Source organism: Sorangium sp. So ce375 (assembly GCF_051473855.1).
GTDB lineage: Bacteria > Myxococcota_A > Polyangia > Polyangiales > Polyangiaceae > Sorangium.
Map to the genome: position 1 here is coordinate 9388457 of NZ_CP150335.1, position 14099 is coordinate 9402555.

General features: G+C 69.8%; 12 protein-coding genes. 10 read left to right on the plus strand and 2 right to left on the minus strand.

Annotation, left to right across the window (positions count from 1 at the left end; translation table 11 throughout):
• Positions 1-32: 32 nt before the first annotated feature.
• On the plus strand, positions 33-512 hold the full coding sequence (locus WME90_RS35000) for a hypothetical protein (RefSeq protein ID WP_437276400.1): 480 nt from the start codon (positions 33-35) through the stop codon (positions 510-512).
• A 356-nt stretch (positions 513-868) separates the two neighbouring features.
• Positions 869-1750: a VOC family protein gene (locus WME90_RS35005; RefSeq protein ID WP_437276401.1), complete on the plus strand. Its 882-nt coding sequence runs from the start codon at positions 869-871 to the stop codon at positions 1748-1750.
• Positions 1751-1855: 105 nt separating this feature from the next.
• Here WME90_RS35005 and WME90_RS35010 read toward each other — a convergent pair whose 3' ends face one another.
• A complete protein-coding gene (locus WME90_RS35010) occupies positions 1856-2737 on the minus strand; it encodes an AraC family transcriptional regulator (RefSeq protein WP_437276402.1) in 882 nt (293 codons plus the stop codon).
• A gap of 227 nt (positions 2738-2964) precedes the next feature.
• A complete protein-coding gene (locus tag WME90_RS35015) occupies positions 2965-3684 on the minus strand; it encodes a hemerythrin domain-containing protein (protein WP_437276403.1) in 720 nt (239 codons plus the stop codon).
• Between the two features lie 434 nt (positions 3685-4118).
• Between WME90_RS35015 and WME90_RS35020 the strand changes: the two genes are divergently transcribed.
• From WME90_RS35020 to WME90_RS35055, 8 genes are all read left to right on the plus strand, one after another.
• Positions 4119-4601 (plus strand): DoxX family protein, encoded by a 483-nt coding sequence (locus WME90_RS35020; RefSeq protein ID WP_437283700.1) that lies wholly within the window; start codon positions 4119-4121, stop codon positions 4599-4601.
• Complete coding sequence (gene chrA / locus WME90_RS35025; protein ID WP_437276404.1) at positions 4598-5812, plus strand: chromate efflux transporter; 1215 nt, start codon at positions 4598-4600, stop codon at positions 5810-5812. The genes WME90_RS35020 and chrA overlap by 4 nt, the downstream gene beginning before the upstream one ends.
• 288 nt (positions 5813-6100) lie before the next feature.
• The gene (locus tag WME90_RS35030) at positions 6101-6490 is read left to right on the plus strand and encodes a MarR family winged helix-turn-helix transcriptional regulator (RefSeq protein WP_437276405.1); all 390 of its coding nucleotides are present in this window, start codon (positions 6101-6103) and stop codon (positions 6488-6490) included.
• Between the two features lie 31 nt (positions 6491-6521).
• Entirely contained in the window at positions 6522-7241 is a 720-nt protein-coding gene (locus WME90_RS35035) for an acetolactate decarboxylase (RefSeq protein WP_437276406.1), read from the plus strand.
• 428 nt (positions 7242-7669) lie between these two features.
• Positions 7670-8797: a metallophosphoesterase gene (locus WME90_RS35040; RefSeq protein WP_437276407.1), complete on the plus strand. Its 1128-nt coding sequence runs from the start codon at positions 7670-7672 to the stop codon at positions 8795-8797.
• A 686-nt stretch (positions 8798-9483) separates the two neighbouring features.
• Positions 9484-11256 carry an RICIN domain-containing protein gene (locus tag WME90_RS35045; protein WP_437276408.1) on the plus strand — a complete coding sequence of 591 codons (1773 nt, stop codon included), beginning with the start codon at positions 9484-9486 and terminating at the stop codon, positions 11254-11256.
• A 152-nt stretch (positions 11257-11408) separates the two neighbouring features.
• A complete protein-coding gene (locus WME90_RS35050; RefSeq protein ID WP_437276409.1) occupies positions 11409-12809 on the plus strand; it encodes a WD40/YVTN/BNR-like repeat-containing protein in 1401 nt (466 codons plus the stop codon).
• Between the two features lie 453 nt (positions 12810-13262).
• Positions 13263-14099 (plus strand): sulfite exporter TauE/SafE family protein, encoded by an 837-nt coding sequence (locus WME90_RS35055; RefSeq protein WP_437276410.1) that lies wholly within the window; start codon positions 13263-13265, stop codon positions 14097-14099.

A 14099-nucleotide genomic window follows, 5' to 3' on the forward strand; every position in this document is an offset into this window, starting at 1 on the left:
CGGGTCGTGCTCAGGACCTCCGGAGAACGCGCATGTCGTTCGTATCCCCGTCGCGCAGGCTCGGTCGCGCCACGACCGCGATCGTCTTCATCGGGCTGGCTTCGTGCCGGGCCGGTGGCGCCAGGAGGTGCACGGAAGCAGCTTGCAGCGACGAGGTCGAAATCAAGTTCGAGCCCGCGCTGACCGCGCCCGGTCACTATTACTTCAAGGTGGATCTCGACGGCGTGACGCGGAGCTGCTCTGCATACCTGCCCAGCTCGGGCCAGCACGATATAATGCCCGAGTGCTTCATCATCGAGGGCAACCGCTCCCTGACGACCCTCTCGATCCTCGGCGTACGACCGAAGGTGGTCGCCCTCTATGTGGCGCGTGACCAGGCGGTCCTCATGGATACCCGCGTGGCGCCGATCTATGGGGTGGAACGACCCAACGGTCCAGGTTGCTTGCCCGAGTGCTCGGTAGCTCATGTCACGGTGGCGATCAAGGAGCCTCCTCCGGGAGCTCATCGCTGACGCCCGCCGGCGGCGATGAGCCCGCCGGCGGCGATGAACTGGAGCGTCGACCGGAGCCAGGGCGTGGCGTACGGGCCGGACGCCGGCAGGTGGATGACTGACGGCAGGAGCCACGCCGCCAGGCCAGTCGCCGACCCCGGCCGATGATGCCGCGGGCACCTGGCAGCGGCCGGCGCGGCGGCGGAGGGGGGCCGGCTGGGCTCGCGCCGGGCCAGACCGGAGCCGACCTCTGCGGCGAACCGGCCGGCATATGCCCAAATCGCTGAGCTTTGAGGGAGGACCACGACGCGGTCGCTCGGGCCCGCGGCTTCCAATTTGTCCAATACGGCGGCGCGCGCGGACAACAGAATCGGCGCATGAAGATCATCCTCAAGATCATCCTCATCCTGGTCATCCTCTCCCTCGGAGGTTGCATGTCCCATACCACGGAATCGATCCCGGCCATGGAAGGCCCCAATGCCACCTCGGCGGTCGTCCGCTACCAAGTCGCGGACGTCGATCGCGCCGTTCGCTTCTACACCGAGCGACTCGGCTTCACGCTCGACCTGCAAGCCGGCACGGCGTTCGCGACGGTCTCGCGCGGTGACTTGCGCTTGCTCCTGAGCGGACCCGGCAGCTCCGGCGCGCGCCCGATGCCCGACGGCCGCGCTCAGGTCGCCGGCGGTTGGAACCGCATCGTCCTCTACGTCGACGACCTCGCCGCGATCATCGAGCAACTGCGTGCGGCCGGGACCCCCTTCCGGAACGACATCGAACGCGGCGTGGGCGGCGCGCAGGTTCAGATCGAAGATCCCGACGGAAACCCGGTCGAGCTCCACGAGGCGCCGGAGGAATCGACCTCGGCCATGGAGGGCCCCGATGCCACCTCGGCAGTCGTCCGCTACCAAATCCCGGACGTCGATCGCGCCGTTCGCTTCTACACCGAGCGACTCGGCTTCGTGCTCGACCTGCAGTCCGGCACGGCGTTCGCGACGGTCTCGCGCGGTGACTTGCGCTTGCTCCTGAGCGGCCCCGGCAGCTCCGGCGCGCGCCCGATGCCCGACGGCCGCGCTCAGGCCGCCGGCGGCTGGAACCGCGTCGTCCTCTACATCGACGACCTCGCCGCGCTCATCGAGCAACTCCGTGCAGCCGGGACCCCCTTCCGAAACGACATCGAACGCGGCGTGGGCGGCGCGCAGGTTCAGATCGAAGATCCCGACGGAAACCCGGTCGAGCTCCACGAGGCATCGGCGGGTTAGCCATCACGACGACGTCTTCGAACACCTGGCCAACGCCTTCCCGGAGCTCGTGCGCTATTCTCGCTTCGTCGAGCTCGGGAACCGCGCCCTGCCGATCCTTCACCGTCAACCGGTCAGGACACCTCGAGATCGCGCGTGTCGCCGGTCCCTTCCCCGCGCCCCCTCCGGCGTGGCTGACGCGGCGATGGCGATGTGGTGCAGCTTGACGCGTTCGCGGGCGGACTGGGCGACGAGCGCGGTGGGCGGACTACCGGAGAGGGCCACGAACTCGCGGATCAGGTGCGACTGATCGCAGAACCCTGACGCGGCAGCGAGCCCGGCCCAGTCCGGATCGCGCTCCCCCTCGGCCCGCGAGAGCGCCCGCCGAAAGCGCGTGATCCGGGCGAAGGCCTTCGGGGCGAGGCCGGTCTCGGCGGTGAAAACGTCGACAAGCCGGCGGTGGCTGATGCCGAGCGTTGCCGCGACGTCGGCGACGCGCCTTTCGCCTCCCTCGAGCGCCGCGATCGCGTGCGGCACCAGGGGATGACCGGGGCGCGCATCCGAAAGGCGGTCGAGCAGCGCCCGCTCGAGCACCGCGAAGCGAGCGCGCGGCTCCGGCGCCGCGCACAGGCGCTCGCGGAGCTCCGCCGCTCGTCGCCCCCAGAGATCCGCGAGGTCGGCGTGTGTGTCGGTCAGCGCGCCGGGCGGCGCGCCGAGGAACGGCCACGCGCCGCCGGGGCGGAAGTGGACCCCGACCATCGACGCGTGCTCGCGTGTGTCGACGCCGAAGGCGGACTGGTACGCGCCCGACACGGCGGCACCGGAGTAGCGGCGAATGGCGGGGCCGTCGTAGATGCGAAGCTCGTCCTCGTCGAGGTTGACGACCAGCTGGAGGGTACCGGAGGGCAGGATGCGCTCGGCCGCGTGAGGCGGAGCGGCCGAAAGGTACCAGAGCTCGGCGACGTGCGCCGAAAGCGGCGGACCCGGCACGTGGCGGACGTACAACACGTGGCCATTGTGGCCGACGATCACGCCGCCGGCCACACCGCCCCGCGGCGATCGCCCATGTCGGCCTGTCGCTCGGCTTCGACGCACACGTCAGGTCGATCACCGGCGGCTGGGGACCACCAGGGCACTCCTTAGGAGCGCTGGCTCGTCGATCGTACTCCAGATCGCGACGTGGAGGCCGATGGCAGGAGCACCACGAAGCCCGGGTGCTCCCGTCGCACCTTCCCCTAGGTTGGCGTGAAGCTCGCGAGGTCGGCAATCCCGAGCGCCGCCTCGAGCTCGGCGACCTCAGCGACCGCCTTCTCGAAGCCCTCCTCACCGAGCACGCGGTGTTCCTTGTCCTCGAACTGCTCGCCGAGCTCGGCATACGCCTTCCCGCCGACGAGCGCGCGAAGAGCGGGAAAGAGCACCGTGTCCTCGCGCGCCGCGTGCGGCCGGTACATCCGATTGAACGCGCGCAGCCTGTCGGCGAGCTCGCGGCGAGCGGCCTGCTCGCGAAGCGGCTGCCTCACGAGCGTGAGCACATCGTCGGTCACGAGGCGCCCCGCCTGGTGCTGGCGCCGGAGCACCGCGACGAGGTCGGTGTGCATACCGGCCCTCTCGAAGCGGGGGAACAGGAAGTCTTCTTCGAGCTTCTCGTGATAGTCCTCGATCACCCGGCGCACGACGCCCGCAGCCGAGAGGATCACGTCGCCCGGGACATCGTCGCGCCCATCCAGCCGCCGGACCGCCTCGTCGTACAGGAACATGACCCGGCGCAGGACCCCGTGCTCTCGCATCAGATCCTCACCGGGGGTGACTTCGCCGCCTTCCCCGGCGCCACCGTCCTGTTTCGGTTCACGGACCGCCGCGTCGCGCGGACGCGCGCAGGCGCCGAGGACGGCGCTCACGCCGATACCGCTGGTCGCGAGCACGAGCGTCCGTCGAAACAATCCTGATCTGTCCATCGGCGATGCCTCCCTCCCGCAGCGCATCCCATCTCGCTCCCCGTGCTCCGGCCCCTGCACGCGCGTGACGCGATCGAGCAGCTCATTCCCTCGGAGGCGCCGGCCACGCGCGCAGCAGCCGGCTCCATACCGTGACCTGCGATGCGGGTGGTTTGAGCCATGGATCACGATACCAAGGAGCGCCGAGCCGGCCGATGCGGAGGCGCCGGATTGGATCGTAGGACCGAGCCGGAACCGGAACCGGAATCGGAACCGGACAGGCCGCGTCCGCACGGCAGCGGGTCGAGCTTGACGGTATTACGAAGATCGTCTACGCGCTTCGAACTAGGGTCTCGACGGCGAATCGTGAAAACGGGGTGGGTCTCTGGAAGATCCACATCCTTCGCCACGCTGCGGCGCGCGAAGTCTGCATCGACAAGGGCTGGAGCGAAATGATGAAACACCTGCGCAAGATGCTCGATTCCGAGGCGCCCGCGGCGACGCTCCTTGTCCGCCTCTCGGTCGGGGCCGTCTTCTTGTCCGAAGGGCTCCAGAAGTTCATCTATCCAGCGGAGCTCGGCGCCGGACGGTTCGTCAAGATCGGCATCCCCTGGCCGGAAGCCATGGGACCTTTCGTAGGGGTGGTCGAGATCGTCTGCGGGGCGCTCGTGCTCGCGGGGCTCCTGACCCGGTTCGCCGCCGCTCTGCTCGCCATCGACATGGTCGTGGCGCTGGTCTCGACAAAGCTTCCGATCCTGCTCGGCCGAGACCTCCTCGGCTTCCACGTGCGCAAGCTGCCGCAATACGGCTTCTGGACCATGGCTCACGAGGCGAGGACGGACTGGGCGATGCTGCTGGGCGCGCTCTTTCTCGTCGTCGTCGGCGCGGGGCGCTGGTCCGTCGACGCGCGCTTGGCACGGCGCCGGAGCGCGCCGTGAATGAAATAACCACCTCTCCCGCGTCCGTCCGGCGCTGGACGGGGGCCGATCTACGCGAGCTCGCGTGGCTGTTTCTGCGCCTCGGCACGACGGCCTTCGGAGGGCCTGCCGCGCACATCGCGATGATGCAAGACGAGGTCGTGCGCCGGCGCAAGTGGCTCTCGGAGGAGCGCTTCCTCGACATGCTCGGCGCGACGAACCTCATCCCCGGCCCCAACTCGACGGAGATGGCGATCCACATCGGCTACGACCGAGCGGGTGGACCAGGGCTCCTGGTAGCCGGCATCTCCTTCATCCTGCCCGCGATGCTCATCACGGGCGCCCTCGGCTGGGCCTACGTGCGCTTCGGAACGTTGCCGGCAGCGACGTGGCTGCTCTACGGCGTCAAGCCCGTGATGATCGCCGTCGTTGTGCAGGCGATTGGCACGCTCGCGCCGAAGGCTGCCCGCACCAGGCCGCTCGGGCTCCTCGGCGTGCTGGCCGTCGTCCTCGCGTGGCTCGGCGTGAACGAGCTCGCCGTGCTGTTCGGCGCGGGCGCTGCCAGCGTGGCGCTCGCCCGCGTCGGGAGGGGCCGCGGCGCGCCCCCCGCCCGCCCTCCGGCGCCGAGCGACGGTGGCACGGGCGGCAGAGCGGCCGCGCTGGCGCCCTGGCTCCCCGGGTTTGCCGTCGCGGGCTCGGTCACGCTGCCAGGGATCTTCTGGGTGTTTTTCAAGACCGGCGCGGTCCTCTTCGGAAGTGGCTATGTCTTGCTCGCGTTCCTGCGAGCGGACCTCGTCGAGCGGCTCGGCTGGATGACCGAGGCGCAGCTCATGGATGCGATCGCGGTGGGGCAAGTCACGCCGGGGCCTGTGTTCACGACCGCGACGTTCGTGGGGTATGTGCTGGCCGGCCCCGCGGGCGCGCTCATCGCGACCCTCGGCATCTTCTTGCCCGCGTTCTTCTTCGTCGCCGTGAGCGGCCCCTTGGTGCCGCGCCTGCGCCGCTCTCCGGTCGCGGGGGCAGTGCTCGATGGCGTCAACGTCGCTTCTCTCGCCCTCATGCTCGTCGTGACGCTGCAGCTCGGCCGCGCTTCGCTCATCGATCTGCCCACCGTGCTGCTGGCCGCCGCGAGCGCGCTCTTGCTCTTTCGCTTCAAGGTCAATTCGACGTGGCTCGTCGCCTTCGGCGGCGCCCTGGGCTGGGCCATCCACCGCGCAGGGCTCGCGGGGTAAGGTCGGCGTTCGACGCGCGCGCCACCAGCAACGCCAGCGACGAGCCGAGCGATGCGCCCACGGCACCGCACGCCCCGCTCGGCGCCACGAGAAGGCGCTCCGGCTCGTGCGGCTCGGCGCTCGGACGTGGCCGCGGAACGGAACGTCCCTGTCTCCAAACTGGTTGCGCATCGCAACCATCTGTGTTCTCCTCGGAGGGTGACCACGAGAGAGCTCCGCTCGGAGGTCCGCGCCTTCGTTCGCGGCTTCGGTCTCCTGGACGAGGAGCGCACGCCGTGCGGCGTCCGGGTGGCGCCGCGCGAGGCCCACGCCCTGACGGTCCTGGCGGACGCCGAGCGGACGGGCGTGCAGCTCTCCCAGAGCGACCTGCGGCAGGCGCTCGGCATCGACAAGAGCAATGTCACCCGGCTGATACAGCGCCTTCGCGAGGATGGCCGGGTGGAACAAGATGTCAGCGAGGAAGACGGGCGGGTCCGCCGCCTGCGGCTCACCTCGACCGGGCGCCGGATGGCGGGGCGACTCGAGGAGCAAAGCCTGCTGCGGTTCCAGTCGATCGTGGATGCCATCCCCGGCGAGGAGCGCGCCGCCGTGGTGCGCGCGCTGCACGCCCTGAACAGCGCGCTCTTGCGCGTGACGCGCGCGACGGAGGAGCAACACCATGCGAGCGACGCTCCCTAACATTCTCCTCGGCCTTCTCGGAGCTCTCCTGATGTCCCCGATCGCCTCCTGCACGCCTTCCAGCGAGACCGCTGCGGGACCCGCGCCGAGCGCTCCGGCGGCGGTGCAGGTCCGCTCGTTCGGCGCCCTGCGCGCGATCATGCACGAGGGGCAGACGGGGCCCGCCGTGCGCATCGGCGATGTGGTGCCGGGCCCGCGCGCGTTCGGGATCGGGGCGCTCAGCGAGCTGCGCGGGGAGGTGACCGTCGTCGACGACGCGATCTGGACCTCCTATGCTCGCGACGACGGGACCCTCGACGTGCGCCCCGCCGGCGCAGACGAGCACGCGGCGCTCTTCGTGGTAGCGAACGTAGCGCGATGGCAGGAGGCGACGCTCGACGCCGACGTGCCTGACGGGCAAATCGACGCGCGTATCGAAGCGCTGCTGCGGGAGCACAGCCTCGATACGGAGAGCGCTGTCCCGGTCCAGGTGCGTGGGGGCTTCCGCGATCTCCGCTGGCACGTCGTCGACGGGAGAAAGCTCCCCCCCGGCGGCGGTCACGCGGACCATGTGCGGGCGTCGGTGAACGGAGCGCTCCCCACCGCCGAGGGAGTGCTGGTGGGCTTCTTCTCGAAGCGCCACCATGGCGTCTTCACGCACATGGGGTCGAATACGCACTTTCACGTCGTCCTGGCGGAGCGACCGCTGATGGGCCATGTGGACGGCGTGACGCTCGCTCGCGGCGCGCGGGTCCTCCTGCCCGCACCTTGAGGCTCTACCTCCCGCGCCGCCGTCTCCGCCCGACCACGGCGTGGTGGGGTGTCGTCGCGCTCGACGGAATCTGCTCAGGCGTTCTGATCCATCCTGAAGTCGTGCTCTGTGCGGCGCACTTCGGCACGCGGTTCGTATCGGCGCGAGCGTCCTCCGGCGTCGCACGATCGACGAGCGTTTACTAGAGGTCGAGAACATGCTAAAACACGCGAACATGGCGAAGGTAACCGGTCGGAAGCTCGCGCTCTTCGACATCGATGCGACCTCGATGTCTCGCTGGGCGGCGTGCTCGAACGGTCTTTCGGTGGCTCCGATTTGCTGCCGGGCTACGACATCGTGAGGCGAGGCCTTGCTGCGGTGCGCGCGAACCGCCAGGCGGTGTTCGACATGTTGATGACGCTCGCCGAGCTGACCACGCGCCTCGACCGATGGTGACGCCCCGGCGCATCTTCGTGATGGGCGATCCGCAAGCGCCGATGGCCAAGGTGATGGCCGTGCTCGCGGCGCACGCTTTGCTCCGCGCGGACGGCCGGCTGGCCGACGACGTCGTGCTCGTGTCGATCGGTGATCACTTCGACTATGACCTCGATGATCCGGTGGGCGCGGGCGAGGAGGGGCTCCGCACGCTGCGGTGGCTGGCCAGCCACGATCCCGCGCAGGTGCAGCTCCTGTTCGGCAACCACGACGCGGCGCGGATCATGGAGCTCGCCGGCCTCGACGACGTGCGGTTCGCGGCGGCGCGCGCGCTCGGGCGCTCGATCAGAGAGACCAGGCGGCGTGAAGGCGCCGAGGCCGCCGCGCTGCGCGAACGCGACGAGTTCGCGGCGCAGTTTCCCGATGTGGCGACCTCGGGGCTCGCGGCGCGCGATTACGCGTCGTTCAGCGAGTCTCAGCGCGAGCTCGTCGTCGAGCTGCTGCTCTCGGGCCGCTTTCATCTCGCGCTCTCAGGCGTGCTGCCCGACGGCCGCGCGGTGTTGCTGACCCACGCGGGCGTGACCACGCGCGAGCTCGCGATGCTGGGCATGCCGGACGAGCGCGACCCGCATCGACTGGCGGTGGCCCTCGAGCGACAGATGCGCGCCGCGGTCGACGCGCGGCGCACGGAGTGGCAGAGCGGCGCGCGAACGCCACTTTCGCTCGAGCCTCTCCACATCCCAGGCGCTGCAGGCAACGAAGGTGGCGGCCTCCTCTATCATCGACCCGCGCACGTCGATCGCCCGGGTGGAGATCCGGCGTGGGAGCTCGATCCGGCACGGCCACGGCGCTTCGAGCCGCGTTCACTCCCGCGCGGCCTGCGACAGGTTGCCGGTCACACCGGTCACAGGAAGTGCAAGGCGGAGCTATGTCACGACTGGCTCACGGCGGCAGCGCACCGGAAGGAGATCGGCGGAATCCGCACGCTGCGCGTCGACGGCGACGTGGTCACGTACGACCTCGGGATCCTGGACGATCGACCCGGAGCGACCGACCTCTATATGATCGATGGGGAGATGCGGTTTACCGCAGCCAGCGATTACGCTTTGCTCCCGCTCGCCGAGCTGATCATCCCCTCGTGAACCCGACGCGCGTGTTTGCCACGCTCGATCGCCGCTCCTCCCGCTAGCCACCCATCACCCCGCGGCGCTCCGGACGAAGCGACGGCCGACAGGGCGCGCCGCGAGCACGCCAATCCACCCACATCGCCGCCCGTGTTCTCACCGGAGAGCCCACGCGCTCACCCGCGACCACGGATTGCCACCCTCGCGGCCAATCGCGCAGAATGCCGGCCGATATCGCCCGAGCGGCCGAGCACAACGCTCATCCACAAACTCACGTGGTCTCACTGGGGTGGTGTTTTCATGTCCATTCAGGATCTATTGCGATCCACGCCAGTCGCGCAAACATCACATCGGATTGGATCACGGGCCGTCCTCACGTGATTGTTTCACCGAGAGAGGCACGCTGCCCGTGTCAAGCCGGTAGCACGTCCTTGGCCGCGGATTTGCTTTGACGTTGAAGCGAAAGGCACTCGCGAGGGTGCATTGGCGGCAGCACGGCGCGGCGATCGCGAGCGATGGTCGCGCGGGTCCGCGAGCGGATTGGCCGTCAAGTTACATCAGCAGCGGAGAGGCTGGCGGCGCTTGCGGCCTCTCCTTGACAGCGCTCCGTCGCGCCGCGCCCGGGCTCTTGAGGGGGATGGCGAGGCGCTCTCCGATTTGGGGGGAGACGAGCGCATCGGACCGAGTCGGGAAAGGAAGATCCCATGCAGCGCTTCAAGTCACACCTCACCACGGTTGCCCTCACCGCAGCGTGCGCGTTCACGTCCGGCTGCCTGAGCATCGACGCTGACGAGGGAGCGGGGCCGACCCCGACCGCCTCGGGGACGCTGACCGTCGCCGTCGCCAATGGCGAGGCGAGGTACATGCTGGAGCGGGGAGATGGGGTGTTCGTGCGCCTGAACCTGGACTCGATGACGGATACGGCGCCGCCGGGCGAGGAGTCGTCGATCGACTGGCGCACGGCGAGCGGCTCCCCGGTGGACGTGTTCGGCACCGAGATCGACGACGGCACGATCGTTGTCGACACGATGCGGCCGGCCGAGGGCATCGGCGAGCTGACGAGCGCGCTCGTCACGACCGGGACCAAGCGCGTCCTTGTGCTGCGCGTGCAGTTCGACGGCGGCCAGACGCTGGGCACGGAGCAGGACGTGCGCAACACCATGGCCGGAGCGGCGACCCACCTGGCGGGCTCGTCGTTCGGCAAGATGCAGCTCGAGTACGACCTCGCCGGCCCGTTCAACATCACCTTCGGCAAGTGCGACGACTACAACCGATGGCAGAATGAGGCCAGGACCGCGGCGCGGAACGCCGGCTTCGATCTGAACGCGTACCAGCACTACATGATCATGGGGAAGATGGATTGCGGGTACGCCGGCATGGGCGCGCAGCCCGGCAACGCCACCTGGATCGCCGGCCTCTGGCCCGAGGTCGTCGTGCACGAGCTCGGCCACAACTTCGGCCTGTGGCACGCCTCGTCGCGGACGTGCCGTGACGGCGGGGCGACGGTGACGATGAGCAACGACTGCACCTTCGACGAGTACGGCGATGTCTTCGACCCGATGGGCAACGGCGGGAAGCAGCACTACAACGCGAACTACAAGGTGAACCTCGGGTGGATCCCGTCGTCGCAGGCCCAGACGGTCACCGCCGACGGGACGTATACGCTCGCCCCGATGACCGAGGCGAGCACCGGGACCCAGCTCCTCCGCATCAAGGGCCCGAACGATATCATGTACCAGATCGAGTTCCGCCAGCCGGCGGCGACGAACGTCGTCGACTCGCGCAACCTCTCCACGAAGGGTCTGCTCATCCATGCGTTCTTCACGCAGTCGCGAGAGAGCGGCCGGGCGCACCTGCTCGACATGGTGCCTGGCGGGAACTTCAGGGACGCGCCGCTCGTCGTCGGCGCTTCTCATCAGCTCTTCGGGACGAGCGCGACGCTGAAGCTCCTCTCGGTCTCGACCACGGGCGCACAGGTCCAGATCTCCGGGCTGGGCGGCGGCACGGGCGACCCCGGCGGCAATCCGGGCGGCGATCCCGGCAGCAACCCCGGCGGCACCGTCGGCCAGAGCCTGGCAGCCCTCCATTCCGGCAAGTGCATGAGCGTCACCGCGGCGAGCCTGAACAACGGCGCCACCATCATCCAGCGGCCATGCACCGGCGCGAGCGACCAGCAGTGGCAAGTCGAGATCCTCAGCGGCACCACGGCGACCGTGAAGAACGTGAACAGCGGAAAGTGCCTCGACGTGCAGGGGGCCAGCCGGAACAACGGGGCGAACATCACGCAGTCGGACTGCAACAGCAGCACGAACAGCCAGAAGTGGGATCTCATCGATCGCGGCAACGGCGTCGTCTCGCTGCGCTCGGTCAACAGCGGAAAGTGCGTGGACGTCTACGGGGTGAGCACCGCCGACGGCGCCAGGCTCGCCCAGTACACGTGCAACAACGGGACGAACCAGCAGTTCCGGCGGCAGTAGCGCGCGCCCGTGACGCGAGGACCGGCGGCGCCGCTCCCCGGCCCTCGCGCAGCGGAGCGGCGGATCGTGACCGGTCTGGGACAGGGGATCTCCCCTGCCCCGCGCCGCTCCCGCGGCCTCCTGTAGAAGCGTTGCGCTGCGCAGGAGGATGGATGAACCTCGCTTCGATGAACCGCATCGCTCTCGGGCTCGCGGCCGCCGCGGCGGGCCTCGCCCTCTCCGCCGCCGCGCCCGCGCGAGCCAACGGCCGATTCCCCGCCGCCGGCCAGATCCTCGTCGATCCCGCCGATCCCGAGCACATCGTCGTCCGCGCGACCTACGGCGTCCTCACCACCGATGACGGCGGCGAGCGCTGGTCGTGGATCTGTGAAGCGGCCATCGGCTATAGCGGCTTCGAGGACCCCATGCTCGTCGTCACCGCCGACGGCTCGATCCTCGCCGGGCTCTTCGATGGGCTCAGCGCGACGCACGACCGCGGCTGCGACTGGCACATTGCCGAGGGCGCGCTCCCCCAGCGCAACATCGTCGATCTGTCGATCGGTCGCGCGGATCCCGCGAGCGTCCTCCTGCTCAGCTCCAGCGTCATGGCCAGCGACGCGATCGTGACGCAGGTCTGGGAATCGAAGGACGACGGACGGACCTGGGCTCAGGCCGGGGTCGACTTCCCGAGCACGTTCCTCGGCGTGACCCTGGACAGCGCGCCCAGCGATCCGAAGCGCATCTATGTGAGCGGGCGCCGCAACGGCCCCACGTTCCAGGGGATCGTGCGGCGCTCGGACGATCGCGGCGCGACCTGGGAGGAGCTCGACGTCCCTGGCAGCGACGATCGCAACCTGCCGTACCTCGGCGCCGTGGACCCGAACGACCCTGACGTGGTGTACGTGCGCCGCGACGGCGACGGCGCGGACGCGCTGCTGGTCTCGCGGGACGGGGGCGCCACGTGGCGCGAGGTGTTCCAGGCGGCGAGCCTCGTCGGCCTCGCCCTCTCGCCGGACGGGACCGAGATCGCGGCCGGCAGCGATCTGGACGGCCTGTGGGTCGCGCCGACGGATACCCTGGAGTTCACCCAGGTTGGGCAGCTCGGCGTCCGCTGCCTGACCTGGACCCCGCGGGGCCTCTTCGCCTGCGCCGACGAGCCCGTGGACGGCTTCTCCGCCGGCGTTTCCACGGACGGGGGCAGGACGTTCTCGCCGCTCATGACGCTCGACCGGCTCTGCGGCGCGCCGGCGGCCTGCGGGGGCGACGGCTCGACCGGCCGGACCTGCCCCCAGCTCTGGCCGGCGACCGCGAGCTTCGTCGGCGCCGCGGCCTCCTGCGAGGCCGGCGCCGGCCCGGGCGGCACCGCGGGCGCGGGCGGGAGCGCGGCGAGCGCCGGCGGGGGCGAGGCCGGCGCGGGCGCAGCCGAGCCGAGCGCCGGCGGCGGCTGCTCCTGCGGAGCGTCGGGCGGGGGGCGCGCCGGGGCGCTCCTGAGCTGCCTCGCCGCGGCCGGCGGCGCGCTCCTGCGCGCACGGCGGCACGGGCGCCGCCGCGCGCAGGCGCCGGGAGCGCGGTGACGACCCGGGCTGTTCCCGCATCGGGTGCTGGCCATGTGCGCTCGCGCGAGCGCTAGCCGCGCCATCGCGTGCCCCGCTACCGCCGTACGCGCCTTCGCGCTCGCGCCGGTGGTGAATCGGCGACCATTCCGAGCCGATCGGCGGCGCGACGCGCGGGCGGAGGACCCCGATGTTCGTCACCCGTTGAGTCTAGCCTCTCGCAAACGATGGTTATTGGCGAAGACTCGTTCTTCGCGAACGTAAATCCACCTTGTCCGCCCGCCGCGTGCTCTCGGGCGTGCGGGCGGTGAGCCCGGCATCAACGAGCCATGCGAGCGGCCCAGCCGATCCGTCGCCGCGAACCGCGTAGCCGGGCGAGCTCCAGCTCGGCCGATCCCGATCGTCCCGCGTGCAGCAACCAGAACGGCTGCGCTCGGCACGATAGTTGAACTCCACCTGGACCAGCTCCACCCGATGTCACCGCTCACGTTCACGCTGGTCACCTTTGCCGCTTCGCTCGGCGCGGGTGTGCTTGGATCCCTGCTCGGACTTGGCGGAGGCGTCATCATAATCCCAGCTCTCACCTTGCTCCTGGGAATAGATATCCGGTACGCTATTGGCGCGTCCATCATCTCCGTGATCGCCACGTCCAGCGGCGCCGCGGCCGCCTATGTACGGGAGCGCATGACCAACCTCCGAGTGGCGATGGTCCTGGAGATCGCCACCACGACGGGGGCCCTCACGGGGGCGTTCATCGCCGGGAGGATCGGCGGCCGCGGTCTCTACATCCTCTTCGGCGTGGTGATGGGCTACTCGGCGCTGGCGATGCTCCGCAAGCGACGGATGGCGGACGACGCCGAGAGCCCCCCGGACCGCCTCGCGGATCGGTTGAGGCTCCACGATTCGTACTATGACGAGGCGGTCGGCAAGGAGATCTCCTACCGCGTGACGCGCACTCCGCTCGGCTTCGCGCTGATGTACGCGGCCGGCGTGGTCAGCGGGCTGCTCGGCATCGGCTCCGGGGCCTTGAAGGTGCCCGCGATGGACCTGGGCATGCGGTTACCGATCAAGGTGTCGACGGCGACAAGCAACTTCATGATCGGCGTAACGGCCGCGGCGAGCGCCGGCGTGTACTTCGTCCGCGGTGATATCGACCCGTTCGTCGCCGCCCCCGTGGCGGCCGGCGTGCTGATGGGCTCGACGCTCGGCTCGCGGCTGCTGGGTAAGCTGCGCAGCAGCCGCATCCGCCTCGCCTTCGTGCTTGTGTTGATCTGGATATCAGCGCAGATGCTCTGGAAAGGAGTGCGGTAG

Excerpts from the sequence above, each read along its gene's own strand:
- WME90_RS35050 (WP_437276409.1), top strand. The coding sequence starts at position 11,409 with ATGAACCTCGCTTCGATGAACCGCATCGCTCTCGGGCTCGCGGCCGCC.
- WME90_RS35045 (WP_437276408.1), top strand. The coding sequence starts at position 9,484 with ATGCAGCGCTTCAAGTCACACCTCACCACGGTTGCCCTCACCGCAGCG.
- WME90_RS35035 (WP_437276406.1), top strand. The coding sequence starts at position 6,522 with ATGTCCCCGATCGCCTCCTGCACGCCTTCCAGCGAGACCGCTGCGGGA.
- WME90_RS35055 (WP_437276410.1), top strand. The coding sequence starts at position 13,263 with ATGTCACCGCTCACGTTCACGCTGGTCACCTTTGCCGCTTCGCTCGGC.
- WME90_RS35000 (WP_437276400.1), top strand. The coding sequence starts at position 33 with ATGTCGTTCGTATCCCCGTCGCGCAGGCTCGGTCGCGCCACGACCGCG.
- WME90_RS35005 (WP_437276401.1), top strand. The coding sequence starts at position 869 with ATGAAGATCATCCTCAAGATCATCCTCATCCTGGTCATCCTCTCCCTC.
- WME90_RS35040 (WP_437276407.1), top strand. The coding sequence starts at position 7,670 with ATGGTGACGCCCCGGCGCATCTTCGTGATGGGCGATCCGCAAGCGCCG.
- WME90_RS35020 (WP_437283700.1), top strand. The coding sequence starts at position 4,119 with ATGAAACACCTGCGCAAGATGCTCGATTCCGAGGCGCCCGCGGCGACG.
- WME90_RS35015 (WP_437276403.1), bottom strand. The coding sequence starts at position 3,684 with ATGGACAGATCAGGATTGTTTCGACGGACGCTCGTGCTCGCGACCAGC.